General features: G+C 66.1%; 19 protein-coding genes. 10 read left to right on the forward strand and 9 right to left on the reverse strand.

What is annotated here, in order from left to right; genetic code table 11:
• Positions 1–3 precede the first annotated feature (3 nt).
• The gene (locus B2Y21_RS12330; RefSeq protein ID WP_292060136.1) at positions 4–4,272 is read left to right on the forward strand and encodes a strawberry notch family protein; all 4,269 of its coding nucleotides are present in this window, start codon (positions 4–6) and stop codon (positions 4,270–4,272) included.
• Here B2Y21_RS12330 and B2Y21_RS12335 read toward each other — a convergent pair.
• Entirely contained in the window at positions 4,242–4,592 is a 351-nt protein-coding gene (locus B2Y21_RS12335; protein ID WP_292060138.1) for a hypothetical protein, read from the reverse strand. The genes B2Y21_RS12330 and B2Y21_RS12335 overlap by 31 nt on opposite strands.
• A gap of 535 nt (positions 4,593–5,127) precedes the next feature.
• Complete coding sequence (locus tag B2Y21_RS12340) at positions 5,128–5,847, reverse strand: NRDE family protein (RefSeq protein WP_292060141.1); 720 nt, start codon at positions 5,845–5,847, stop codon at positions 5,128–5,130.
• 167 nt (positions 5,848–6,014) lie between these two features.
• Here B2Y21_RS12340 and B2Y21_RS12345 point away from each other — a divergent pair, with 167 nt between their 5' ends.
• From B2Y21_RS12345 to B2Y21_RS12365, 5 genes are all read left to right on the forward strand, one after another.
• Entirely contained in the window at positions 6,015–6,371 is a 357-nt protein-coding gene (locus B2Y21_RS12345) for a hypothetical protein (protein ID WP_292060143.1), read from the forward strand.
• Positions 6,372–6,412: 41 nt separating this feature from the next.
• Positions 6,413–6,838 (forward strand): single-stranded DNA-binding protein, encoded by a 426-nt coding sequence (locus B2Y21_RS12350; protein WP_292060145.1) that lies wholly within the window; start codon positions 6,413–6,415, stop codon positions 6,836–6,838.
• A 125-nt stretch (positions 6,839–6,963) separates the two neighbouring features.
• Positions 6,964–7,371 (forward strand): GcrA family cell cycle regulator, encoded by a 408-nt coding sequence (locus B2Y21_RS12355; RefSeq protein ID WP_292060147.1) that lies wholly within the window; start codon positions 6,964–6,966, stop codon positions 7,369–7,371.
• A 313-nt stretch (positions 7,372–7,684) separates the two neighbouring features.
• Complete coding sequence (locus tag B2Y21_RS12360) at positions 7,685–8,623, forward strand: DUF2493 domain-containing protein (protein ID WP_292060179.1); 939 nt, start codon at positions 7,685–7,687, stop codon at positions 8,621–8,623.
• Positions 8,624–8,899: 276 nt separating this feature from the next.
• On the forward strand, positions 8,900–10,147 hold the full coding sequence (locus B2Y21_RS12365) for a DUF3363 domain-containing protein (protein ID WP_292060149.1): 1,248 nt from the start codon (positions 8,900–8,902) through the stop codon (positions 10,145–10,147).
• Positions 10,148–10,160: 13 nt separating this feature from the next.
• On the opposite strand, the gene B2Y21_RS12370 is transcribed toward B2Y21_RS12365, so the two are convergent.
• Positions 10,161–10,826, reverse strand: coding sequence for an SOS response-associated peptidase family protein (locus B2Y21_RS12370; RefSeq protein ID WP_292060150.1), 666 nt, complete (start codon positions 10,824–10,826; stop codon positions 10,161–10,163).
• 110 nt (positions 10,827–10,936) lie between these two features.
• Between B2Y21_RS12370 and B2Y21_RS12375 the strand changes: the two genes are divergently transcribed.
• Both B2Y21_RS12375 and B2Y21_RS12380 read left to right on the forward strand, forming a co-directional pair.
• Positions 10,937–11,695 carry an ImuA family protein gene (locus tag B2Y21_RS12375; protein ID WP_292060152.1) on the forward strand — a complete coding sequence of 253 codons (759 nt, stop codon included), beginning with the start codon at positions 10,937–10,939 and terminating at the stop codon, positions 11,693–11,695.
• Positions 11,610–13,130, forward strand: coding sequence for a Y-family DNA polymerase (locus B2Y21_RS12380; RefSeq protein WP_292060153.1), 1,521 nt, complete (start codon positions 11,610–11,612; stop codon positions 13,128–13,130). Before B2Y21_RS12375 ends, B2Y21_RS12380 begins: the two co-directional genes overlap by 86 nt.
• A 12-nt stretch (positions 13,131–13,142) precedes the next feature.
• Here the strand turns inward: B2Y21_RS12380 and B2Y21_RS12385 are convergent, their stop codons facing one another.
• The 3 genes from B2Y21_RS12385 to B2Y21_RS12395 are packed head-to-tail and all read right to left on the reverse strand — an operon-like array spanning position 13,143 to position 16,869.
• The gene (locus tag B2Y21_RS12385) at positions 13,143–15,200 is read right to left on the reverse strand and encodes a DUF3732 domain-containing protein (protein ID WP_292060154.1); all 2,058 of its coding nucleotides are present in this window, start codon (positions 15,198–15,200) and stop codon (positions 13,143–13,145) included.
• A 3-nt stretch (positions 15,201–15,203) separates the two neighbouring features.
• Entirely contained in the window at positions 15,204–15,698 is a 495-nt protein-coding gene (locus B2Y21_RS12390) for a three component ABC system middle component (protein ID WP_035307862.1), read from the reverse strand.
• Positions 15,688–16,869 carry an ABC-three component system protein gene (locus B2Y21_RS12395; protein WP_292060156.1) on the reverse strand — a complete coding sequence of 394 codons (1,182 nt, stop codon included), beginning with the start codon at positions 16,867–16,869 and terminating at the stop codon, positions 15,688–15,690. Before B2Y21_RS12395 ends, B2Y21_RS12390 begins: the two co-directional genes overlap by 11 nt.
• Positions 16,870–17,054: 185 nt before the next feature.
• Between B2Y21_RS12395 and B2Y21_RS12400 the strand changes: the two genes are divergently transcribed.
• Together B2Y21_RS12400 and B2Y21_RS12405 are read left to right on the forward strand one after the other, a co-directional pair.
• Positions 17,055–17,684: a hypothetical protein gene (locus tag B2Y21_RS12400; protein ID WP_292060157.1), complete on the forward strand. Its 630-nt coding sequence runs from the start codon at positions 17,055–17,057 to the stop codon at positions 17,682–17,684.
• 67 nt (positions 17,685–17,751) lie between these two features.
• On the forward strand, positions 17,752–20,991 hold the full coding sequence (locus tag B2Y21_RS12405) for an error-prone DNA polymerase (protein WP_292060158.1): 3,240 nt from the start codon (positions 17,752–17,754) through the stop codon (positions 20,989–20,991).
• A gap of 37 nt (positions 20,992–21,028) precedes the next feature.
• Here B2Y21_RS12405 and B2Y21_RS12410 read toward each other — a convergent pair whose 3' ends face one another.
• The 3 genes from B2Y21_RS12410 to B2Y21_RS12420 form a co-directional block, all read right to left on the reverse strand.
• Positions 21,029–21,331: a hypothetical protein gene (locus B2Y21_RS12410; RefSeq protein WP_292060159.1), complete on the reverse strand. Its 303-nt coding sequence runs from the start codon at positions 21,329–21,331 to the stop codon at positions 21,029–21,031.
• A 1-nt stretch (position 21,332) separates the two neighbouring features.
• On the reverse strand, positions 21,333–23,519 hold the full coding sequence (locus B2Y21_RS12415) for a nuclease-related domain-containing protein (protein ID WP_292060160.1): 2,187 nt from the start codon (positions 23,517–23,519) through the stop codon (positions 21,333–21,335).
• A 647-nt stretch (positions 23,520–24,166) separates the two neighbouring features.
• Complete coding sequence (locus tag B2Y21_RS12420) at positions 24,167–25,402, reverse strand: tyrosine-type recombinase/integrase (RefSeq protein ID WP_292060161.1); 1,236 nt, start codon at positions 25,400–25,402, stop codon at positions 24,167–24,169.

The raw sequence follows: 25,402 nt of genomic DNA on the forward strand, positions 1-25,402 counted from the left end.
GCCATGACCGACGCCTCATCAGCCAATCTCTCCCTGTTCGCCGTAGCGCGCGCCGGCGATCGCGCCGCCAATCTTCTGGCAGCCGCCCGGGCGCTCGCGGCACAGTTGGCTCGATCTCGTCCGCTGGACCGCAAACTGGTCTCCAGCGTCATGACCACCGGCTTCGGCGGGTCCGACGCCGAGGGCCTGTGGAACTGGCGGGACGCCTATGAGGCGATCGAGGCGGCGACCGTGCTGCAGATTCGTCGGCTGGCGCCACAGGTCGCTCGCCTTGAGGACGCACCGGCGGGCATCGCCGCTCTTCTGGCGACGGTCGGCGCGCTGGGCCTGACCCACAGCCGTCGCAGCGAAGACCAAGTCGCGCTCGACCAGTTCTCGACCCCGCCGGAGCTGGCGGCCCTTGTGGTGCTGGCTGCGCAGGTCAGACCCGGCGACCGCGTGCTGGAGCCGTCGGCTGGCACAGGCCTGATCGCCGCCGTGGCCGAGGCCTGCGGCGGCGAGCTGACGCTGAACGAGCTCGCCGACGGTCGCGCCGACCTGCTCGACGGCCTGTTCGTCTCGGCGACGCGGTCGCGGGTTGATGGCCGCCATGTGCAGGATCTGCTGCCCGGCGCAGGCGGGTTCGACGTCGCGGTCTGCAACCCGCCCTTCACCGATCTGGAGACACATCTGGTCGCCGCCCTTTCGGCTCTGGCGGATGGCGGGCGGGTGGCGGCGGTCGTGCCCATGACGGCCCTGACCGATGACGCCCTCATGCGCCGGCTGGGAGCCAAGGGCCGCGTCATCGCCCGCATCGGCTTCCCGCCGCGCGCATTTGCCCGACACGGCACAACCGTCGAGACCGGCCTGCTGGTCATGGACCGGCTGGACGGTGAGGCTGAGACCGCCCCCTTGGTCAAAGGCGAGGACCTCGCGGCCTGCGCCGTCCTGGCCTCGACCGTGACGGAGCGCACCGCCGCCAAACCCCGCGTCAGGCTGGAGGTCGCCGCCCACGCCTTGCTGGCGCCGAGGGACCGGTCTTTGGCCCTGCCGTCCGGCCGTCTCGGCTTCCTCGCGGGCGCTTCGCCCATCGCCTATGACACCCGAGCGTGGACGGGCGAGGGGCGGGATGTCGGCCTCTATCAGGCGCATCGGCTGGCGCGGATCGCTTTGGCCGAAGAGAAGCCCCACCCCTCGCCTCTGGTGGAGTCCGGCCCCATGGCCTCGGTCGCCCCGCCGGCGCCGACCTATCGGCCGGTGCTGCCGCCGTCGGTCCGGGAGGACGGCCGGATTTCCGACGCCCAGCTGGAGACGGTGATCTACGCCGGAGAGGCTCACGCCGGCATGCTGCCCGCCTGGTGGACGCCGGGAGAGGCGGCTCATCAACTCCGGCTGTCGCGGGAGGAGGACGAGGGTTCCGTCCAGCTCCGGCGAGGCTTCTTCCTTGGCGACGGCACCGGCTGCGGCAAGGGCCGGGAGATCGCCGCCGTCATCGCCGACAACATGGCCCAGGGACGAACCAAGGCCCTTTGGTTGTCCAAAACCGACGCCCTTCTCGACGACGCCCGGCGCGACTGGGGCGCCATCGGCGGCGGAGCCCACGACATCGTGCCGCTCAACAGTTGGAAGCTGGGCGAAGGCGTGCGGCTCGATCGCGGCATCGTCTTCACCACCTACGCGACCCTGCGCCAGCCGGCGCGCGGCCAGAAGATGTCGCGGCTCGATCAGATCGTCGCCTGGCTGGGCGAGGACTCCGACGGGGTCATCGCCTTCGACGAGGCGCACGCCATGGCCAATGCCGCAGGCGGCGGCAAGGGCGCGCGGGGGATGAAGAAGGCGTCCCTGCAGGGCATGGCCGGTCTGGCTCTGCAGAACCGGTTGCCCAATGCGCGGGTTCTCTATGTCTCGGCGACGGGAGCAACCACGGCGGAGAACTTGGCCTATGCGGCCCGTCTAGGTCTCTGGGGCGGGCCGGAGGCGCCCTTCGTGACACGGGACGACTTCTTGGACGCAATGGACAAGGGCGGGGTCGCCGCCATGGAGCTCGTCGCGCGCGAGCTCAAGGCGCTCGGCCTCTATGTGGCGCGGTCGTTGTCGTTCGAGGGCGTCGAGTACGAGCCGCTCTTCCACCCCCTGACCGAGGACGACATCAGCATCTGGGACGCCTGGGCCGACGCCTTCCAGCTGATCCACGCCAATCTGGGCGAGGCGCTGAAAGCGACCGGCTTCAATGATGAGGAAGGCAAGGCCAGGAGCGGCCTGGCCGCCTCAGCCGTCCATTCCGCGTTCGAAGGCGCCAAGCTGCGCTTCTTCGGTCACCTGCTGGCGGGGTTGAAGGCGCCGACGCTTGCGGCGTCGATCCGGGCGGACCTGACCGAAGGGCGTTCCGCCGTGGTCCAGATCGTTTCGACGAACGAGGCGGTGATGGAGCGAAGATTGGCGTCCATACCGCCCGAGGAGTGGAACAACCTCTCCATCGACCTGACACCGCGCGAATATGTCCTCGACTATCTGCGCGAGGCTTTCCCGGTGAATCTTATGGAGGCGATCGAGGGTGACGACGGCGCGGTGACGCTGGTCCCGGTCATGGTCGACGGCCGGCCCGCCGTGAGCCAGGAGGCGTTGCGCCGGCGCGAAGACCTGATCGAAAGAATGGCGCTCCTGCCGGCCGTGCCCGGCGTCCTCGACGCCCTTCTGGATACCTTCGGCACGGAGGCCGTCGCAGAGATCACGGGACGGTCGCGTCGCGTGATCTCGCGTGACGGACGCCGGCTCGTCGAGCGGCGCGGCGCCTCGGCCGCGCGGTCGGAGACCGACGCCTTCATGTCCGGGCGGAAACGCATCCTGGTCTTCTCGGACGCGGGCGGCACGGGACGCAGCTATCACGCCGACCTCTCGGCGTCGAACCAGCAGCGCCGCTCGCACTACCTGGTCGAACCGGGCTGGCGGGCGGATACCGCCATACAGGGTCTGGGGCGCAGTCATCGAACTCACCAAGCCTGTCCGCCGCTGTTCCGCCCGGTCACCACCGACATCCACGGCGAGAAGCGGTTCACCTCGACCATCGCCCGACGGCTGGATTCGCTGGGGGCCCTGACGCGCGGCGAACGCCGCACGGCGGGCGCCGGTCTGTTCCGGGCCGAGGACAATCTGGAAAGCCCGTGGGCGCGCCGCGCCTTGCTGGTCTTCTACGGCGCGCTCGGCTTCAGCGAACTGTCGTCCATGACCCTGGAGGACTTCGAGACCAAGACCGGCCTGAAGCTGCGGGATGCCGACGGCGGTCTCAAGCCGTCCGACGATCTGCCGCCGATCCATACCTTCCTGAACCGGCTGCTGGCCCTGCGTATCGCCGACCAGAACGCTCTGTTCGCCGACTTCGATGGCATCCTATCCGGCATCCTTGAGCGCGCCGCCGCCTCCGGCGATCTGGATCGTGGGCTGGAGGACATCGAGGCCGAGGAGCTTGACGTCGTCGAGGAGGAGACCATCCGTACTGACGTCTCGACGGGGGCGGAGACGGCCCTCGTCACCTTCGAACTGAAGGTGCGGCGCGAGATCATAACCTCGGGCGCGGCGCTCGACGGTGCGGAGGGGTCCGCGTTCCGCCTCGTGGTCAACGAACGCTCGGGCCGCGCCGCCCTGGCCGAGCTCGGTCTGACCACGACTACCGACGACGACCGGCTCGTCCCGGCCGTGCGGCTGCTGCGGCCTGACCAGCATCAGGTCATGCCGGAGAAGGCGTTTGAGGAATCGGCCTGGACCCACACCGATGAGGCAGCGTGGCGCGCGGTCTGGGACGCCGAAGTTGCCACGACCGATCCGTGGCGAACGCGCCGCCTGAGCCTGGCGACCGGCCTGCTGTTGCCGATCTGGGGAAAGCTGCCGTCTAAGGGCTGCTCGGTGCGACGCGTGCGCGCGCCGGACGGGCGGCGATGGCTGGGTCGGGTGCTGGACGAGGTTCAAGCCGTCAGTCTGAAGAAGGCGCTGGGCCTGACCGAGGTCGGCGACGCCTGGGCCGACGGCCGCAGGACGGCTGCGGCCGTACTCGACCGCAATGTGCAGCTCGCCCTCTCAGGCGGCCTATGGCTCAAGCGATCGCGGGTTATGGACCGCTGGCGGCTTGAAGTGGTCGGCGGCCGCACCGACCGTGACGCCCTCGTCGCGCTCGGCTGCTTCGTCGAGATTATCGCCTACGCGCCGCGGGTGTTTGTCGCGGTGGACCGGCCGGACGTGGTCGAAGCCGTCCTGCGCCGCCACCCCGTTCAGTCAGTGCTTGAGGGCTTCGCCGCCTGACCCGCTCGGCGTTGGACGGTCTTCATTAGGGCGGCATCAAGCTTGGGCCGGTCCCATGTCCGACCGCCTGGTATGGCGCCGAGAACCTCCGGAAAGCTTAGGTAGGTGAAAACGCGATCGACGACCTCGATCATCAGGGTCTTCATCTCTTCATCAGAGATGCGGCTCAGGTCGTTCCATGGAATCTCGCCGTCCGGCGTGACGACCCGCACATCGGAGTAGTCCCCGGCGCGGGATTGCGGATATCGACCGGCATGGAAATCCTCGAGCACGGTGTTTCGAACGCAAAGCTCGACCATCGACTTCGCCAGTTCCTCCAACTGGAGACGCTCCTGTGCTGACGGTTCCATACGTCCTCCGAAGATTCGCGGGTCAACGTCCAAGGCGTACATCGGTCTTCGCATCGAAGCGCAAGCAGGCCTTGAAAGACACGTCGACGGAGCGTCGTCAGAGATGGTCTTGTCGCTCCGAGCAGAGGACGAGGACTCGGAATTTTTGGAGCGGGCGTCAGACCAGAAGGCGAACTTTCAAATGTCAGAGAAGGGTGGGTCGCGGAAGTCGACCCAGTCTCAGCTCAGGAAGAGCCAGAGAACCGCAATACCTGCGACCGCTCCGATCGCTACGATACCCATGACGCCCGTTACGGTGAAGATTTTTCGGATGTAAGTCCGAAAATGCCTATTTGCGTCCATGCTGTCCCTCGCGCGTCGGAGCGGCGCTGATGTCTCGTACAAACAGGCCTGGCTCACCTTCCTCCACGGCGACGATGTCCGCAATAGATCGTGAGCCGCTATCGGTCAGGCTCCCAAGGCTTACATCGAAAAAGTTCTCCAAAGCGCACTGGATCGGTCGAGATCAGATCAGCCAGTGAAACGCGATCTCCGTCTCGCCGGCGACCGCGCCCGTCGCATCGAACCGCCGTTCCCAGATGCGGCCGCGTCCGGCCCGATCCACCGCGACGACCGTGCTGCATCGCGTGCCGTAAAGGTCATTGAGGAGAAAGATCGGTCGATCCACATCGGCTGATCGACCCTCAACTCGGTCGTCGAGAGGGCCGAGCAGTCCTTCGGGGCGTAACGGGTTCATCTCGAGCCAGGCTTGTGCGGCGGCGGTCAGCCGCTCCTTTCGATCCCAGGGCGCATCCAGAAGTCCGTTCGAAAGGGCGTGCCAACCTCGAGCAAGCGACCGGTCGAGCGGTTCGGGGCGATTGGTGCGCTCACGCGCCTGATCCTCGGCGACGATGATCAGATTGAAGGGGTTGTAGCGGGCGGCCTGCCCCGTCGCGAAAGGGGTCCGGCTGACCAGAGCGTCGTGCACGAGCCCGCCCCGGCTCAGCATATCTGGATCGGGCGCGCCCTGCCCGGTGACATTGGTGACGACGGCGAAGCGTGCGTGGGTCTCCGACACGCCCAGCCACATCCCGCCCGACAGAAGATCACGACCACCGACGACGCCGGAACCATCGGACCAGCGCGCCAGGGGCGCGGAGGGACGCGCATGGGCTTCGTCGCGGTTGCCCGCAGCGATCAGCAGCCAGTCCGGATGGACATCCCAGGCGAGGGTGAGAACGCACATGCCCTAGCATCGCGCGAAACACGATTGATGGCGACACTTGGGACCGTGACGCCCGGGCGAAAGCGCCCGGCCTGAAGCTGAGGAGGAAGGGAGGTCTCGGATGAAGCGGGATTGGGGAGATCGGCTCCCCGGCGGCTTCGGATCAACAGGAGACTGACATGCAGACCATGGTGTTCACGGGCCGCCTCGCGGCCGACCCCCAGATCAGCGACGACTTCGGCAAGGCGGTCTTCCGCCTGCTCGAGCAACGCGGAACCGACAACGCCGGCAAGCCCCGGCTGGTCGGTGTCAACTGCGTCAGCTGGTCGAAGGGCCTGAACGAGAAGGTCATCGCGCGCGGCCTGACCCAGGGATGCGAGGCCGTCGTGATCGGCGCCTTCATCGACACCGCCTACACCGCCCGCGACGGCTCGGAACGGACGGCCAAGGAGCTGGTCATTAACCGGCTCACCGTCCTCGACTGGGCCGAAGATCGCCGGAGCGACGTCGGCTCCGATGCGGCTGACGACCGCGTCGCAGCCTGACCCCCGCCCCCTCATCCAATCTGATTTTCAGGAGACTGACCATGCAAACCCTCACCCTCGAAGGCTATCTGGCCGCCGATCCGTCAATCCTGTCGGCGCAAGGGTCCGGCAAGAAACGGGCGAGCTTCCGCGTCGTGGAGACCACCCGCTTCCGTCGCGCCAACGGCGAACCGGGCGAGCGCACCACCGGCTTCAACTGCATCTGCTTCAACGAGGCGACGGCGGAGAACTACATCCAGCCCTATGCCAAGAAGGGCAGCCGCGTCGTGATCCAGGGCCATGTCGAAAACGACACCTGGACCGGCAAGGACGGGGTCGAGCACTACGACCTGCGTCTCGTCGTCAGCGACATCCGGTTGAAGAACCGGCGCGCCGGGAACGAACCGTCGGACGACCGCTCCGGTGTCGCCGACCGCAGCGTCGAGGCGGGCGGCGGCTACGACCTCAACGACGACATCCCGTTCTGATCCGAAGGGGAGATTTAAAGGGCTCGGGCGCGCTGCGCCTCGGGCCCTTCTTCGTGCTGCCGACGGGAAGGCCGGAGGAAGGACGCGGTCGGGCGAGCCATCGAGGCTCGACGAAGGAGACCGCCATGTCCGCCTGGACCCAAGACCGTATCAATCAGCTGAAGCGCTTGTGGCCCGAAGGGCGAAGCGCGGAGGTCATCGCCCGCGAGCTGGGCGGCGGCCTGTCCCGAAACGCCGTCCTCTCCAAGGTCGCCCGCCTGGGCCTGTCCGGGCGCCGCCCTGCCGGTCATGCACGACCGGGGGCGCAGGATCACGCCACGTTGACGCCGCCTCCGGATGGGGTCGCCACCATACTCTCGGTAAGGCGCCTGGACTGCCGATGGCCGTATGGCGATCCCGGCGACGCCGACTTCAGCCTGTGCGGTCGTCCCTCGGAGCGCGGCGCCTTCTGCGCCGCCCATGCTGCCATCGCCTATCGCCCGACCCCGGTGTCGGTGGAGAGCCTGATGCATTTGGCCGGCGTTTCCACGTGACGTTGGTTCACTGACCCGGGATGCGCCGCCGGCCCGCCGGCGTCGACCGACAGGAAGATCGATGCCTCATCTTCCGTATCGGCGCGAGGGCGCCGAATGGGGTCGTCGTCGCGAAGGGCGACGACGACTTGCCCCCACACAACGCCCTCCGACTTTGTCACGGCACCCCGGAAGTCAACGGCTGCGCCGTTCCCCTCCACGGAGGGCAAGCGGCCCTCCGCTCCGGTGACTGCCGGGGACCCCGCCGTGGCCAAAGCCGGGGTCGTTGCGCATGGGGCGCTTCGACATTCCCTTCTTCAAAAGGAATGGTTCGATGACCCACTTCAACACCGCCTTCTCCGCTTCCTCGAAGTCGGACTCCGCCTTCGACGACCTGACCGCGTCCCTGAGGGATGCGCGTCCGCACCCGACCGAGGACGCCCTGATCCAGCTGGGGCGCGCGCTCATGACCGAGCTCGTGGACGTGATCTCCGACACCGCTCTGGAGGACTTTCAGACGATCCTCGGTGAAGCCCTTATCGGCGCCTTCCACTCGGCCGCGGGACGGATCGAACGGGACGCCGACCGCGCCCGCGACGCGATGCGCGGCCTGGACCGGGACTTCGATGGATCGGAAGCGGCCGATGTCGAGCTTCAGGACGCAACGGCTAAAGCGAGATCCGGAGATGCGGCGACGCAGGCCTGCGAACTGATCCGGGATGCGGCGTCCGAAACCTGGACGATCGCGACCGGGGAGGTCTGGACCGCCTGGCGCGGATCACGGCGCGGCACCCATCTGACGGCGGCGCAGCTGGAGGCGAAACAGGCGATCCGGGCGATCCGAAATCGGCGGTCCGGAGACGCCGATCCGGGCGGTCCGGTGATCGCCTTCCGGGGCGCGCCGACGGCGGACACGGCCGAGGACGCCGGGCGGATCTTCGACGCCCTCAACTGGGCGAAGGGGGAGTGGCCGGACATGGCTCTGGCGACGACCGGAGCGAAAGGCTCCGAGAAGCTGGCGATCAAATGGGCTCAGCAGAAAGGGGTGAAGCTGATCCTCGCGCGAGCGGATTTCGACACCCACGGCAAGGCCGCTCCCTTCCGGGCGAACGACGAGTTGATCGCCCTCGAGCCGGAGGTCTGCCTGACCCTGGTCCATTCGCTGGCCGGTGTGCGGGAGGATCAGCGGCCGTTCGGACCCGCGCTCAACCTCGGGCAGAAGGCGATGGAGAACGGGCTGCGGCACGTGCCCATCAAGGCCCGGGCCGCCTGAGAGATTGCACCCTCGATCAACGACCCGCTCGGCTTCGGCCGGGCGGGCTTTTCTTTGTCGACCGGGGGATTTTTCACAGTCTTGTCGGGTGTTGATCGGTCGTGTCTTATGTTGGCTAAGGTGGGCGGGAATCGTCAGATTGAGGGCTTAGGGCAAGATAAAAGAGGGGTTTTGGCCTTCTGTTTTTCCCAGTCCCGGCAGACACTTGTGACAACCGCGGAGACGGTCGGCGACTTGCGTTGAGTTGGCGTCTGTTTCCGCGCCTGGAGCATGGTCATGCAGGTCCGCACCGCCATCGAAGTGCGCCTCGCCGAGGCGACCAAGGGCGACGTATCCACTCTCCGAGTGCGCCTTCCCCAGAGGCTGAAGTCGGACAAGACCAGCGTCCGCATCGCCATGTTCCAGCGCCTCGCGGCCTCGCGTCTGTTCGCCTATGGCGATCGCGCGGGATGTCTGCGCGCGGCCCAGAACCGCTCGGGTCGGCCCTTCCGTCTCGACGTCCGGCAGCGTGTGACGGTGAAGGCTCTGGTGTCGCGTCACATGGGCAAGGGGTTCGCCCGAGGCGCGGCGCTCGGCGCCCACATCGCCTACCTCGGACGCATGGGCGCCGGAGAGGATGGGGAGCAGGCCGTCTTCTTCGGACCGGTCCGCGAAGGTGTCGATGCGGCTGGCGCGACGGAGGGCTGGGCGAAAGACCGGCACCACTTCCGCTTCATAATTTCACCGGAGCATGGCGAGCGGATTTCGGATCTTCAGGGGTACACCAGGGAGGTGATGTCGAGGGTCGCCGACGACCTCGGAGAGCCGGGGCTGAACTGGATCGCCGTCTGTCATTTCGACACCGATCAACCCCACGCCCATGTGCTCGTGCGCGGTCGAAGAAGCGACGGCCGGGACCTCGTGATACCGCGCGACTACATCGGCTACGGCTTCCGCGCGCGGGCCCAGGAGGTGGCCCAGGAACGGTTGGGAGACCTCAGCCGTCAGGACGCCGAACGTCGCGTCTGGCGCGAGACCGAGGCCGACCGGTTCACGGCCTTCGACCGCCGCCTTCTGGCGGCCGCGGACGCGAACGGCTGCGTCGACGACGGGATCGGCGGAACGGATGCCTGGACCGCTCTGACGCGAGGTCGGCTGCGCCATCTGGAAACCTTGGGGCTCGCCGTACGGACAGGGCGGCGCTTCCGACTGTCCCAGGATATGGAAGCCCGACTTCGGCGACTCCAGCTTTCGAAGGACGTCATTCGCACCCTCAACCAACGGCGTCTCGAAGGCGCGCGATCGGCCGAACAGCTGGGCAAGGCTCCGGTTCAGGGCAAGGTGGTCAAAACCGGCTTCCACGACGAACTGGGCGGCTCCGCCTATGTGGTGGTGCGCGCGTCGGACGGCTCCGAACACTACGGCCGGCTGGGCGTCGGCAAGACCCCGCCGACGATGGGAAAGTCGGTCACCCTCTCTCTGGACTCGCGCGGCTTCGCCCAAATCCTCGGCGGCAAGCAACTTGGGCAGGACCTCGGGCGGTGACGGCTCGCCGGGCCTATGCCGCTTCGGGAAAGACCTTCTCGACCGACAAGCTGCCTTCGGGCAGGGCGTGCAGAAGCTCGGTCTCGGGCTTGCGCAGGTCCAGCCAGTCCAGGGCCGCCTCGGGCTTCAGCAGGACGATCTGACGATCGTGGTAGGGTTTGATGTCCGGCCCCGGCTCGGTGGTCAGCATGGCGAAGGCTTCGTCGCGGACCAGGCCGGCGATCCAGAAGATCGGCGCGCCTTTCATGGCGAAGCGCCACTTGGTCTTGCGCTTCTGACCCGGCTCCGCCTCCGTGAACTCGAAGAAGCCGTCCGCGGGAATGAGGCATCGGGTCGTCCCGGCGAAGGATCGACCGTCAGATCGGAAGTTGAAGACGGGTCGTCCCTGCGGCGATTTCCAGGCCCAGGGCGAGACGATCAGCTGCGCCCCGTCCGGACCTCGCGTGATGATGGGCGCCCGGTCGCCGATGCGAATCGACGCCATCGGTCCAAAGTTGGGCATGCCGCCCGGGAAGACGAGACGGTCGCCGGTCCTGTTGAACATCTCGATCACCTCATCGAACGGCAGGATGAGCTGGTACTCGTTGCACATGCGGGCCTCCGTTTCGGATTTCCATTGATCGCCGACTTCCCGAGAAAAGCCAGCACCGACCGTCTCCAGAGGGGTTTGAGCGGCCATCGCCGGCTCGTGCGAGCGGGGATAAGGGTTTGGCGAAGGTTGACTCCGCGCCCCATCAAGACCGAGAACATTACAAGAACATTCAACAGCCTTGGAACAGGAGGCCTCCAATGCATGCCCGCCTGCCTGCCGGGCTCGACGGCCTGCGCGATCGGATTCGCGCCCTGGAGCACGGGACGCGAGGCGTCCCCGGCGTTCTGCCGTTCGGAGTATGCGATCTGGACCGGCATCTGCCGGGCGGAGGCCTTCCGCTTGGAGCTCTCCATGAAGTCGCCGGCGGAGGAGAGGAAGCCGTGGACGGAGCCGCCGCCGCCCTCTTCGCCGCCGGGATCGCGGCCCGGCGGGAGGGCCAGGTGCTCTGGTGCGTCACCCGACCCGACCTGTTCGCTCCTGCCCTGCGTCAGTCGGGTCTCGGGCCGGATCGGGTCATCTATGTCGAGGCCGGGGACGAGTCCTCCCTCCTCGCCTGTTTCGAGGAAGGGCTTCGCCATCCGGGTCTGGCCGCCGTCGTGGCCGAGACCGCCCGCTTGAATCTCGTCGCCTCGCGGAGGCTGCAGCTGGCCGCAGAAGGCTCGGGAGGCCTGGGACTGGCGGTGAGACGATGGCGACGCGCGACCGACGCCGCCGAGTTCGGCCAGCACACCGCCTCCGCCACTCGATGGCGCATCAGCCCGGCATCCTCCTCGCCCCTTCCCGTTCCCGGCGTGGGGCGGGCGCGCTGGTTCATCGAACTCCTTCGCTGTCGCGGCGCCGAAGCCGCGGATTTCACCTTGGAAGCCTGCGATGAGACGGGTCGTCTCGCTCTACCTGCCGAACTGGCCCGTCGATCGTCTCCTGCGAGGGTTGGGCGAGGCCGCGCCGCCGCCTGACCTACCCCTGATCCTCGCCGGTCGGTCCGGCCGCCGACGCGTCGTGCTCGCCGCCAACCAGTCGGCTCTAACCCAGGGAACGCGCATCGGCATGGCCGCGACACAGGCCCAAGCCCTGATCCCCGGTCTGGATGTTCGTGATGCCGACCCGGCAGGAGATGATGCCGCGCTCGGCCGTCTCGCCATCTGGGCGATGCGCCGGTACGCCCCCGTTTGCCAACCTGATCCGCCTGACGGCCTCGCCATCGACGCCACCGGCGCCGCCCACCTCAAGGGGGGAGAGGCAGCCATGCTTGCGGACATGATCGAACGGCTCGAAGCCGAAGGCGTTCGCGCCGACGCAGCGATCGGACCGACTTACGGGGCGGCCCACGCGGTGGTCCGCTTCCGGGGCGTTTGCCGGGTCGTCGGGGATAACGCCGTCGACGCCGCGATCGGCGGCCTGCCCTTGGCGGCCCTACGCCTGCCGATGGAGCTGATCGCAAATCTGAACCGGATGGGCTTCGAGCGCATCGCGGACGTGGCGCATCGACCGCGCGCTCCCCTGACGCTTCGGTTCGGCCACGAGCTCGGCCGCCGGATCGACCAAGCCTATGGTCGTCTCGAAGAGCCGCTCATCCCCGTCGAGGCTCTCGAGGTCCCGTCGGTCGCGCGGGTCTTCGGCGAGCCGATCGGCGCCCCGGAGACCCTGGCCCGGCATATCGCGGCCCTAGTCGCCGACCTCTGCGGGGCGCTTGAGGCAGCGGGACTTGGAGTCCGGCGACTGGATTGGCTGTGCTTTCGGGTCGACAACCGGATCGAAGCCCAGAGGGTCAGCCTCGCCCGACCGACGAGGGATGCGCCCAGACTCACTCGCCTGTTGTTCGACCGGATCGACAAGGTCGATCCCGGGTTCGGCATCGAGCGCATGACCCTGTCCGCCGTGCAGGCCGAACCCCTCCATTGGCGGCCGGGGGAGAGCGCGCTCGGCGAGGCCGGGACGCCGGATCTTTCGGACCTTGTCGACATCCTGTCCAACCGTATCGGCCCTCAGCGGCTGTATCGACTGATCCCCATCGAGAACGACGTGCCCGAGCGCTCGGTCCGCAAGGCTCCGCCCCTGTCCGTCGCGCCGGCTCTGGACTGGTCGCCGGACTGGCCGCGTCCGGCGCGGCTGCTGAAGCGGCCCGAGCCCGTCGAGACAATGGCGCTCTTGCCTGACAATCCGCCGACCCACTTCACCTGGCGAGGCGTGCGACGCCGGGTGGTGCGGGCGGACGGCCCCGAGCGGATCTTCGGAGAATGGCGGCGGCGCGACGCCGAAGTCTGGGCCGTCCGTGACTACTTCCAGGTCGAGGACGAAGCCGGTCGGCGGTTCTGGCTGTTCCGGGCGGGCGATGGCGAGGATGGCCGCACGGGGTCGCAGGCCTGGTTCATCCACGGGCTGTTCGGATGATCGGTTGCCGCGTCACTCCGGGGCGACCTCGTTGGGCGCATCGGGATCGGTCTCGTCGGCCAACCAGTGCGAGGGGATTAGGAAATCAGCCTCGCCACGCCAGTTGGCCACCTGCATGACGCCCTCGATGTCGCCCCATGCGTGATGGTCCGCATGATCCAGTACGATGATCTGCAGACTGGAGTTAAACGACCTGTGGGCCCGGGCGAGGCTCGCGAAAATCTTGCGCGTACTCTCCAGATCGCCGAGCCGGCCTTTGCGCCGGCGAGCGGCGCCAATCGACTCTCCAGGTTCGTCAAGAGCGGCTTCGCCGCTGACAATCTGTTCGAAGGTGTCACTCGGGAAATAGACTTGGCTCGGCTGATCGATGACGAGAAAGGTCGGCACCGGATTGTTCTGGAGACGATTGAGGAAGACCCCGTGAAGCGCGAGCAGGGCGGCGAGATGGTAGGCCATCCAGTTCTCGCCGCTGCCGATTTCCCAGAGGAAATCCGCGCCCTTGGCGCCCTCGCGTTCGAACCGGAGATTCAGCTCGCGCTCGTCGAGCATGGGCCGACCTTCGGCGCCTTCGATCCCGAGATGCTCGATGAAGCGGACGATGTAGCTTGAGATACGGGCATGGACGTCCGAGGCGCGGCGGCGGCGTTCTTCGTCGTTGCCCTGCCGCTCGATATCCCGGATGTCGCCGCGAAGTTTGGCGACCTGGGCTTCTAGACCCTCGTCGCCCTGGATATCCCCGAGCATACGCAAGGCCTGTTCGGTCGATCCGATAAATCTGAAGATGTTCTCCAGGCTCTGCGACTGGCCGCGTTCCTTGTCGACCTGCGCCTCGAACTCGCGTCGGGTGCGTTGCAGCGCCTGAAGATCGTTTTCCGCCTGAAGCAGGGAGCTCTGAACAGCGATAAGGTCGCGGTCAACCATAGGCCGAGCGGTCGTCGCGCCAGTCGAGAGGCTCTGCAGCTCAGCGATCGGGTCGTTCAGTTCCTCCAGGGCGTCCCTTGCCGCTTCGGTGTCCGATCCGCACAGAACGCAAGACTCTGCGGCGACATGGGCCTTGAACCAGCCGACACCTTTCACGCTCGCCGACTGCTCGGCCAGCACGTCGGCATAGTCGACCACCGCTCGGGACAGGCTGCGCAGCTTGCGTAGGCGGCGCCGTTCGGCGCCGATCTTCTGGTCAAGCGCCTGCTCCTGGCGACGAATGTCGTCCAGCCGGGTCACCGCAGCGGTGACCCGGCCAGGAGCGGCGACAGATTGACCGCCGGCAGTTACCACCTCGGCGAGCACCGAGAGCAGTCCGCGCAGGTCTCCGGGCGGCTCTCCGGGCGGCACGAGACTGAGTTCCTGGGCGCGGAAGAAGGCGCCGCGGGCGTTTGCGCTCCAGTTGTCGATGGCGTTGCGCCGGGTCCGCAGCTCCGTCTCGACCTTGCGTAATTCGTCACGCAGCAGCCGGAGGCGATGGAGCCTTACCAGATCCTCATTGGTCACAATTCCCAGGGCGAGGGGCAGCACGTGGCGCAGGGTCTCGCGATGCTCCGAAGAGTCCGCCTTGAAGAAGAGCGTGTAGGGATTGGCCACGACATGTTGCGGCAGAAGGTTGAAAGCCGCCAGATCGCGGAAACTCGCCCGCCCGCCGAAGCCTTTGTCCTTCTCCGGATCGAGCGCCAGGTTGGACAGCCCGGAATAGATGTCGAGCAGCGCTTTGAGGCGCGCGACGTTGGAGTTGGCAGCCGGGCGCATGGGCAGAGCCTGCTCCACCTCAGGCCCCTGCTGCAGCCATATCTCCTCGGACACCTGACGCGCCGCCGGCTTAGGGCAGGCGATCCTCATAAGGCCGGCGTCGGTTTCGATGGTCAGTCCGAACCATGAAACCGCGTTGCGGATCACACCGACAGCGATCGAGCAGGAGCCCGACCCGAGCACATAGTCGATGATGTTGACGATCGAGGATTTGCCGGTGCCGCTCCATCCGGTCACCACCGACACCGCGCCAGGATCGAAGGTCAGCGTCCGGGGTTCGAAGCGAACGTCTTCCGGCCAGATGATGATTTCGCGGATGAAGAGCTTCATGGGTCAGAACTCGATGTTCAGCTGTCGCTGGGCGGCTTCAAAGCCGTCCATGGCGAACCAGGTCCCGAGCCGCTTGGCGGCGCTCAGGACGTGAGAGACCGGAGGGTCGAGATCCCGGATGGCTTGCGGAAGATCGGCGCCGCTCATCGCCCGGAAGCGAGGAAAGCCTTCTCCCCCTTCGCGGATCAGGAGGCCCGAGGCCACACCGACCTGCAGCGCCTTGAGCGCGGTATCGGCATGCGCCTCCACGCGGCGTTGCAGGCCAGCGAGCAAGTCGGGCCGCTCCACAACGGCTTTGAGGAAGCCACTGTCGAAATTCATGCCGTGGACCTTGTCCACCGTCGCGCGGTGAAGAAGCAGGGCGGCGCTGACCACAAATATGGGCAGGATGGGTGGCGCGCCGTGGGCCTTGCCGGCGTGGCGCTGGGCGACATGCCAGAAGGCGCTGGCCATCAGAGCCGGGTTCCTGGCCAGCAGTTCCTCGTGATCAATCTTCACCGGAGGGCTCCGGCGAATAGCTAGGGTCCCACCATACCTGGTTCTCGTCTGCAAGACGGTGGTAGTGGCCCGACGTCATGTAGAGCTCGCCGCAGGGCTGACCATCCAGCGGTTCCTGATGATCGTATGTGGCGTCGGCGAGCACCGTCTGTCCGATCTCCCACGACGGCCTGGGCTTCATCTCCCGGGTTCGCCGCCGCATCAAATTCTGCCATCGGGTGCGCAGGCGGTCACCCCGATCACGCCACTCCCCGTCGGCGACCTCACCCTCGATGACGAGCCGGTGCTTTTCGGCATTGAACTTCAGGAAATGATCGACGGCGTCGAAAACATCCTCGTCCTGGGCTTCGATCCGGCCGAGGTGCTCGACGAACGTCCGCGACAAGGCGCCGGCACGATCGGCGTCGGACACCCGCACATCCGAGGCCGCCCTCGGAAGAAGGCGGCTCCGCGCCTGGCGGGCCTGGAGCGCATCCTTCTGGAGTAGAACCGCGGCACGCGACACCATGCCGGGGCGCCCCGCATTCCATTCCTCACGCACCAGCCGCGTCAGCCATCCGAGCAGGCCGTCCAGAATGTCCTCTGCATTCGCCCTGGGACTCAAACCGAGGCCGTTCGCCATGGCGGCGCGATCCTCTGCCGGGTCGCCGGCCTCGACGATCTCGATGCGTCCAATCAGGTCGAGCAGGTCGTCGTCAGAGCGTTGGAGCACCCGGTCGATCAAGGCCTGCGCCTGCGTGACCTTGGTCGTCTTTTTGGACGGCGCGGTGCCTTCGGCTCGCAGGGCGACCAACGCCTCCGCCGCGCTCGCCTCGCCAAGCTTGCGCTTCTTCAAGAGGGTGGAAATGGCCGTCTCCACCGGCCGATTGACGAAGAAGAGATATCGCTCGCAGACGATCGCCTCAGGCGCCTCCTGCTGGAGCAACCAGATTTCCAGCGTGCGCCAGATCGCCTTGCTGCGGTCAGAGAGCAATCTGGCGCTGGGCGTCGCCGTGCTCTTGTCCTGTTCCTGAACGACGGCTTTACCGTCCTTGAGGACGACCACATCGTCCAGATGTTCCACGGCGATCACGGCGCCCACACCGGCATGGGCCAGATGGTGAAGCGCCCTTTCGAGTTGAAGGATATAGCCGGCCGCCTGCGGCGCCGCCGTGTTGTTTATCGCCGCCAACCCCCGACCCTAACTTCAACGGCGCTCTGCTTCGCCGGACATCGGTTAGTTGTACGGATTCCTGCAAGAACGCCAATAGCTGGCTGGAACGACGCCCTGAAATCCAGGCCGCCTCGACAGTTGGGATAGCGTCGGTCTGCGTTTCGCGTCTAGATTGCGGATCGGGCCGGATGGGAGGGAGGGACATGGAGCAATACACCAGCCGAGTGCGCGACAGCATCCTGCCCCTGTCCGTCGCGAAAACCTTGCCGGCGGCGTTCCGGGAATGGCGGTTCACCGAGCGGACCGAGGACCACGGCGCGCCGGTCGAGACCTGCCGCCTCTGCGGTCAGGAAGGGCTCCGCTATCATTTCGAGATCGGCAACGAGCGGACCGACGAGACCCTTTGGGTCGGGTCACACTGCATCCTGAAGTTCGACGTCGCCATCGTCCAGGAAGGACGCCGACTGACGCCACAGGAGGCCAAGCGCCGTCTGAACGACCTGACCCATGAGATGCAGCTTAAGTCCTGCATCGCGGCGCTGGAGAAGCTGGCTGCTGCGGAGAACAACGCGATCCTCGAAGGCGCGTTGGATTACTACAAGCGGCACGGGACATTGACGCCGAGATACGCAAACGTGGTCTTCTGGCGTCTGAAGACCAATGGGATCGACCACCAGCCCAGCTTCTTCAAGGTCGAGCTCAAACGTCAGCAGCACATCGAGGATCTACAGGCGATGCCCACGCGGCGCGTCCACAGGTTCTGGGCCGCGCTTAGTCCCGCCCAGCGAAAGAAGGCCATCGCGCTCGGTCACACGCCACCGCCACCTGAATAAGAAAGTGATCTCGCTTCCCTGGGGGCGACCAATGTGAACATAACGGGAACGAACCTCCCGTGAGCCCATGTCCTACGTCGAACTCCAATGCGCGTCCCACTTCTCCTTTTTGAGAGGGGCGAGTTCTTGCGAGGAGCTCTTTTCACAAGCGGCCGTGTGCGGACTGGAAGCGCTGGCGGTGACGGACCGCAACAGTCTGGCCGGGATCGTCCGGGCCCATGTGGCGGCCAAGGTGACGGGCGTTCGCCTGATCGTCGGTTGCCGTCTGGTTTTGGAAGATGGGGCGGAGGTGCTGGTCTATCCGCGCGATCGACCGGCCTACTCGCGCCTCTGCCGGCTCCTTACCCTCGGCAAGCGACGCGGCGGCAAGGGCGCCTGTAGGCTCGGATGGGAAGACGTCGCCGCCCACGCCGAAGGGCTGATCGCCGTGTTGATCCCCGAGCGGGTGGATGCAGCGCTGAGACGGCGTCTGGGCTTGATGGCCGATACGTTTGGTCGGGAGGCCCATCTGGCGCTGACCCTGTTCCGGCGACCCCGCGACCAGTTGCGGCTTCACCAGCTCTGGGAGATGGCGGCCGAGGCGGGTGTGACCACCGTGGTCACCAACGACGTCCTGTTCCACCATCCGGATCGGCGCATCCTGCAGGACGTGGTCACCTGCATCCGGGAAGGTTGCACCATCGACGAGGTGGGCTTTCGCCGAAGCCGGACGGCGGACCGGCATCTGAAGCCGGTCGAGGAGATGCACCGGCTGTTCGCTCGCTACCCGGAGGCTCTGGCGCGGACGGTGGAGATCGCCGGGCGCTGCCGCTTCAGTCTGGACGAGCTGGCCTATCAGTATCCGCGCGAGGCGGCCGCGGGACAGACGCCCCAGGAGGCTCTGGAGGCGCTGACCTGGGCGGGCGCGGCGGAGCGTTACCCCGAAGGCCTGCCGGATACGGTGCGGGCGTCGTTGAAACACGAGCTCGGCCTGATCGAGACCCTGGGCTATGCGCCCTATTTCCTGACCGTCCACTCCATCGTCCACTTCGCCCGCAGCCGGGACATCCTGTGCCAGGGGCGCGGCTCGGCGGCCAACTCCGCTGTCTGCTATGTCCTGGGCATCACCTCTATCGATCCGGGCCGCAACGACCTCCTGTTCGAGCGCTTCGTCAGTCAGGAGCGGAAGGAGCCGCCCGACATCGACGTCGACTTCGAGCATGAGCGCCGCGAGGAGGTGATCCAGTGGATCTATGACACCTACGGCCGGGACCGCTCCGCCCTGTGCGCCACCGTCATCCGCTACCGGTCGCGCGGTGCCCTGCGCGATGTGGGAAAGGCGCTCGGCCTTACCGAAGACCTGATCAAGACCCTGTCGTCCCAGGTCTGGAGCTATTCCAGCGAGGGCGTCGAGGATCGTCATGTCGAGGAACTGAACCTGAACCTCCAGGACCGTCGCCTTCGGCTGGCGCTCGACCTGTCCCGCCAACTGATCGGCTTTCCCCGGCACCTGAGCCAGCACCCGGGCGGCTTCGTCCTGACAGACGACCGGCTGGTCGATCTCGTCCCCATCGAGCCTGCGGCGATGAAAGATCGCCAGGTCATCGAATGGGACAAGGACGACATCGACGCCCTGAAGTTCATGAAGGTCGATGTGCTCGCGCTCGGCATGCTGAGCTGCATGCGGCGGGGTCTGGATCTGCTGCGCCAGCACAAGGCCGTGGACCTCGACCTGGCCTCGATCCCGGCGGAGGATCCGAAGACCTACGCGATGATCAGGAAGGCCGACACGCTCGGCGTCTTCCAGATCGAGAGCCGCGCGCAGATGGCCATGCTGCCGCGCATCAAGCCGCGCACCTTCTACGACCTGGTGATCGAGGTCGCGATCGTTCGACCGGGTCCCATTCAGGGCGACATGGTCCATCCCTACCTGCGCCGCCGCGAGGGGAAGGAGCCTGTCGTCTTTCCCAAGCCGGAACTGGAACGGGTTCTGGGCAAGACGCTCGGCGTGCCCCTGTTTCAGGAACAGGCGATGCGAGTGGCAATCGAGTGTGCAGGGTTCACGGCGTCGGAGGCGGATCAGCTGCGCCGGGCCATGGCCACCTTCAAGTTTACGGGCGGGGTCAGCCACTTCAAGGACAAGCTCGTCGGGGGAATGGTCGAGCGGGGCTATACGGCCGAGTTCGCCGAGAAGACCTTTAGTCAGCTTGAAGGCTTCGGGTCCTACGGCTTTCCCGAGAGCCACGCGGCCTCGTTCGCCCTGATCGCCTATGCGTCGTCCTGGCTCAAATGCCATCACCCGGACGTCTTCTGCGCCGCCCTGCTGAACGCCCAGCCGATGGGTTTCTACGCACCGGCCCAGATCGTGCGCGACGCGCGAGAGCACGGGATCGAGGTCCGGCCGGTCTGCGTCAACGCCTCGCGGTGGGACTGCACCCTGGAGCCGACGGGTCGGGAGGATCGGTTCGCGGTGCGTTTGGGCCTGCGCATGGTGCGGGGGCTGGCCAACGGCGACGCCGCCCGGTTGGTGACGAACCGGGGCGGCACGCCCTACGCCGGCGTCGACGATCTCTGGCGTCGGGCGGCGACGCCGGTGGGCGCCCTGACCCGGCTGGCCGAGGCCGACGCCTTTCTCGGCGGTCTGGGTCTGGCTCGACGGGAGGCGCTCTGGGCGATCAAGGCGCTGCGCGACGATCCCCTGCCGCTGTTCGCGGCGGCTTCAACGGACGCCGGTGAGATCGTGCCCGAGGTGAACGAGCCCGGCGCAGATTTGCCGGCCATGCCCGCCGGCCAGGAGGTGGTAGAGGACTACACCCATGTGGGCGTGACGCTCCGGGATCACCCGCTGGCCTTCCTCCGCGATGAGCTGCAGAGCCGCCACGTGATGACCTGCGCCGACGGGACGGCCATGCGCGATCGACGGCTGACCCGGGTCGCGGGTCTCGTCCTGGTCCGTCAGAAGCCGGGATCGGCCAAGGGCGTGATGTTCATCACCATCGAGGACGAGACCGGGGTGGCCAATCTGGTCATCTGGCCGAGCCTCTACGAGCAGCAGCGGCGCGTCGTCCTGGGCGCCAGCCTGCTCGTGATCGACGGCAAGGTGCAGCGCGAGGGGGAGGTCGTGCACATCGTCGCCCAGCGCTTGCACGACGGCTCGGACCTGCTGGCGTCCCTGAGCCGGCGCGGGGCGTTTCGCTTGCCGCATGGCCGGGGCGACGAGGTCTATCACGGCAGCGCTCCGGATGCCCGTACTCCCAAGGCGAGGGACATCTACATCCCCGATCTGTCGCTTGAGAGCATCCGGGTCAGGACGCGGGACTTCCGATGAGCAGACAGGTCATATCGGGGTTTCCGGCTACGTCGGCTCAACTCATTTCGGATCGCGGCATGGGCGGCGGGGGCGGCGTCATATCGAGGCTGTAGATCATGATGTCGATCTCGGCATGAACGACATCCAGGTCCGGTCCCTGAAACATTTGGCCGGCGGCTTCACGCCAAGCCGCGCGGAGGAGCTCGCGGGCGCTGTCAGGCGCTAGATCCTCAAGATAGTGCAGGCCAAGCTCCGCGAGCAGGCGTTGAGCGACGATGCCCGCGCGGATCGCGATGTCTTGGGATGGAGGCGGCGTGACCGAGGGGCTTGGCTTTCCTGCTTTTACTCGTCTTTGCACGCTACACCTGACCATTCTCGGGTTCGTCCGCCGCGGCGTTGTGGGTTTGCTTCGCCTTTTCAACCGCCGCTTCGAAAGCTGCCTGAAGGTCTCGAACGGACTGTGGGTCGAAACCGAGGATGGGTCCCAGAGCATCAAGGTCCTCGTCTCCCTTAGTGTACTCAAGCGTGGAAGCGACCAATGTGCCCGTCACCTGGAACAGCTCAGGCCGCACATCCGCGCGATGAAGCATGAGGTTCGTCTGCGGAGCTGTGCGGAGATGGCGCAGCAGGCCCTCAGGCGTTGGAGTATCGCCGCGCCACTGATCGTAGATCGCGATGCGGTGCATCACCTCCAGTTTCGGGGAAATCCGATGGTGGTGGAGACGCTTGAAGTAGCGGTCCTCGAAGAAGCGGGTCAGGCCAGACCAGTCCGAAATCAGGACACCGTCGCGACCGTCCGGCTCGGAGAAGGGCTGGCTGAAGAGAATGCAGGGCACGATCTCGTACTCATCGAGCGATATGCCGCCGGCCAGCTCGACGAGCTCCGGGTGGGCCTTAATCCCCTCGACCTGGCGCTGGGTCTGATCGACGAACTCGTCGATCTGCCGGGCGAAGTAGAAGCCCGCCTCGGGATGGTTGTCCGACAAGCCTCGATTCTTGCACTCGATGACGAAGAGAAAACGTCCCCAAGGAACAAGGACGTCCAACTGGTAGGTCTCACTCCCGCGCTTTGCGTCGATCGTGAACGGTTTCAGACCTTGGCTCTCGAAAAGGTCCATCACGGCGCGTTCAAACACCGTGCCCTTATCCTTCGGCGCGACTTCCAGGCTGTTGAGGCGCGAAAGCGTGAGCTGACCTGGATCGGCGTTCAGGGCCGCCATTCCGATCAACAAAAACTCACCGTCGGGCAGCTGCAGAAGAGGCGTGTCGAACAGGTCTCCGCTCCGGCGATGGACGCTTGCATGACGGATGAACGCCTCCGCTGCTTCGACGCCGAGCCCCGCGCCAGTCAAATGAGCCTCAAGCTCGCCCTTCCGAAAATGCAGCAGATGGCGATCCAGCGTCGTTTCGCCTGCTGCTGCCGCTCGATCCGCCAACAGGCCTAGCAGAGCGTATCCACGAAGCCACTCCACCAACCGTAGGCCAGCGAAGCGACGGTCATCGTCGAAGATGTCCTGCCCGAGAACCGTGACGAGGTAGCCGGCGCCGTTCAGCTCATGGTCCCGAACCGCCGCCACCGGCAACAGGTCCACCGGCCCATCAGAAATGTCCTTGATCGGCGGCATCCCCTGCTTCAGCAGAAGCGCCTTCGCGAAACTCTGGATCGCGACCTCCTTGCTGCGCTCGAACGCCGCCCAGTCGAGCAACTCTGCCTCTCCGGGCAGATACTCAAGGACATCAAGTCCGTCGGGAGACGGACCGGGTCGCGCAGCAACCAACTCAGCAGGCGCGGGCTGACGGGTCCATTCGCCAGCCCAAAACCGACGACGGCGTTCGAACCTTGCCCAGCGGCGCCAGATCGCGGCCAACGCCTCGCAGCCGGCCGCAGCCTCCGGCATAGCCAAGCTGAGGCCATCGACGCCAGGAGCGACGATCACATCGTCGGTGGCAAACCATGAACCTTCATAAGCGAGCATCGAAAGGTGAATGCGAAAGCCTTCGAGGAAGGCGCCCGACACGCCGTCGATCGAAAACTCCGCGCCGTCGTCATCGACGCTGCGGATTTCGTTGCCCAGATTAAGTCGGCCTTGGCGCTCCATCGCGCGCTGCGCGTGCACGAACATCTGCTCGGAACGGTCCGCGAGCCTCGCAAGCAGAACCTCGAGCTCCGCCTGCGGCGCAAGCTTGCGCAGCGGTTGCTGAGCCAGCACCGACCCAATCGCATGGTAGGACGCTTCGACCGTTCGATGGACTTCGAATGCCGCCTCAACAGCTGCGGCGACATCCACGCCATACCGGGACCCAATCTCGGACAAGACTTCCACGACGAAAGCGTCGCGGCGGGTTTGCCGCGAGGGGTTAGGCATCTGCGAGACGAGGTCATTCGACCTCAAGAGGATGCCGACCAGCTTATCCACCTCCGCCTGCGAAAGACCGCCGGTAGGAAGAGCAGCAAGAAACCGGGACGCCGACAGCGCCTTCAGGGCTGGTGTCAGTGTGGCTTGCGATACACCAGCTGAGCTCGCCGGCATGTCTTCTAGCTTCATTCCGGTCGTCCCAATGTCCATAGCCCTATTCTTAGGAAACTGCGGAGGCGAGCGCATCAGGATACCCGCAGCACACGCTGACTACCTGCAAACTGCCCTGAAGACCCGAGCCAAGGCGTGACGCTGGGTACGTGTCATCACAAGGGCGTGAGAAAGCAGAGGAGACCGACCCAATAGAAACCGAGCGGAACGGATCGGACAAGGCGGCGATAATTTCCTCAATAATCTCTGAATGTTCGTCGGTTGCAGTTCATTCCCGCCAGTGCTTGCTTGATTACAGTTCTGGTTCAGACGGAAAGGAGCGCCACATGGCCGGTCTACATCTTCACGGAACTGAGGAAATGCTGCTGACCCGTAAGGAAGCTTCCACCGAGCTTCTACGAATGGGCATCCGCCGGTCGCCATCGACACTGGCGAAGGTGTTCTGCACCCGGTCCGACGGACCACCCTGCACCCATCTCGGGCGAACCCCCTATTACCCCAAGAGCCTGCTGCACGAGTGGGCGCGCAGCCAGCTCTCGGGCCTTAGGTCCTCTTCGAGCCAGCCACGCCAGGCTGGACATTGGGGCGAGGCCGCTCAAGAGGGCGCTTAGCCACCAGTCCATCGCAGTGTTCGGCCGCCCGGTGCCCCCGCCGGGCGGCCCTTTTCAGTGGGCCGTCTGTCCTTGTTCAACCGACCAGCCCGCGAGAGAGGCGGCGACGCTCTCGCTGATCCTGTCGGCGGCCGCACGGACCGGGTCGTCCGCCAGGTGGGCGTATCGACTGGTGGTGCTGACGTGACTGTGGCCGAGCAGCTTGCCGATGAGCTGGAGCCCTTCACCGCCGGCAAGCCCCGCGCTCGCGAAGCTATGCCGAAGATCATGGATCCGCAGGTCTTCCATACCGGCGCGTTTGCGGATGCCGACCCAGGCCCAGTCCAGATTGGCGATCGGACGCTTTGGATCCCGCCGATCCGGGAAAACGTAGATGCTTCCGTTGGCGAGCAGGTCTTCGATCAGCTTCAACGCCGCGCTACCGAGGCGGATGACCTTGGCTCCCGTCTTGGAGTCCTCCAGCCGCAGCATCCCCATGGTGCGGTCGATCTCTGACCATTTGAGTCTGGCGATCTCGTTCTTGCGGGCGCCGGTCAGCAACAGAAGGCGGATGATGTTGATGTGGCGCGGGTCGCCGCCGTGCTTTTCGAGTTCCGCCAGGACGTCACCGAGCCGGGCCAGTTCAGCCGGCGAGAGGAAGCGATCCCGGCGGTTGTCCTTGTAGCGCTTCACGCCCCGCGTGGGGTTAGTCTTCAAGAACTCCCGCTCAACGGCGAAGGTGAAGATCCCGCCCAGCAGACCAACGGTGCGCGAGGCCGCATGAATGCCGCCGCGCGTGTGCGGCGTCGCCTCTCCACGAATACGACCCGATCCGACGTCGACCATCAGCCGCTCGATGTCCGCTCGGCCGATGTCGGTGACCTTCATCCTGCCCAGGCGAGGTTTGATGTGGCGGGCGATGCGGATGCGGTCGATCCGCAGGGTCGTCGCCTTCTTCATCGTCACGCCCTCCTTCATGTAGAGGTCGCAGAGCTCCGACATCGTCAGTTCTTCGCGTCGTTCGACTTTGGTCCCCTGAGGGTCACCACCTGACGCGACTTCGGCCAGTACAGCGGCCGCTCGTTCACGGGCTTCCTCGGCGGTCACGACGCCATGGCGAGCGATGTGAAGGAGGCGGTCAGCGCCGCCGATCGTCCTGTATCGGACGACGTAGGTTTTGGTGTCGCTGACGGCTACGCGCACCCCGAAACCCTTGAGCTGCGTGTCCCAGAGGGTGAAGCGCACCTCTTCGGACGTCAGCGCGTCGACGAGGCGTTTGGTGATCTTTCCGGACCTCGGGTTCTGAACCAT

Origin of the sequence: Brevundimonas sp. UBA5936, from assembly GCA_002430835.1 — a bacterium.
Classification (GTDB): domain Bacteria; phylum Pseudomonadota; class Alphaproteobacteria; order Caulobacterales; family Caulobacteraceae; genus Brevundimonas.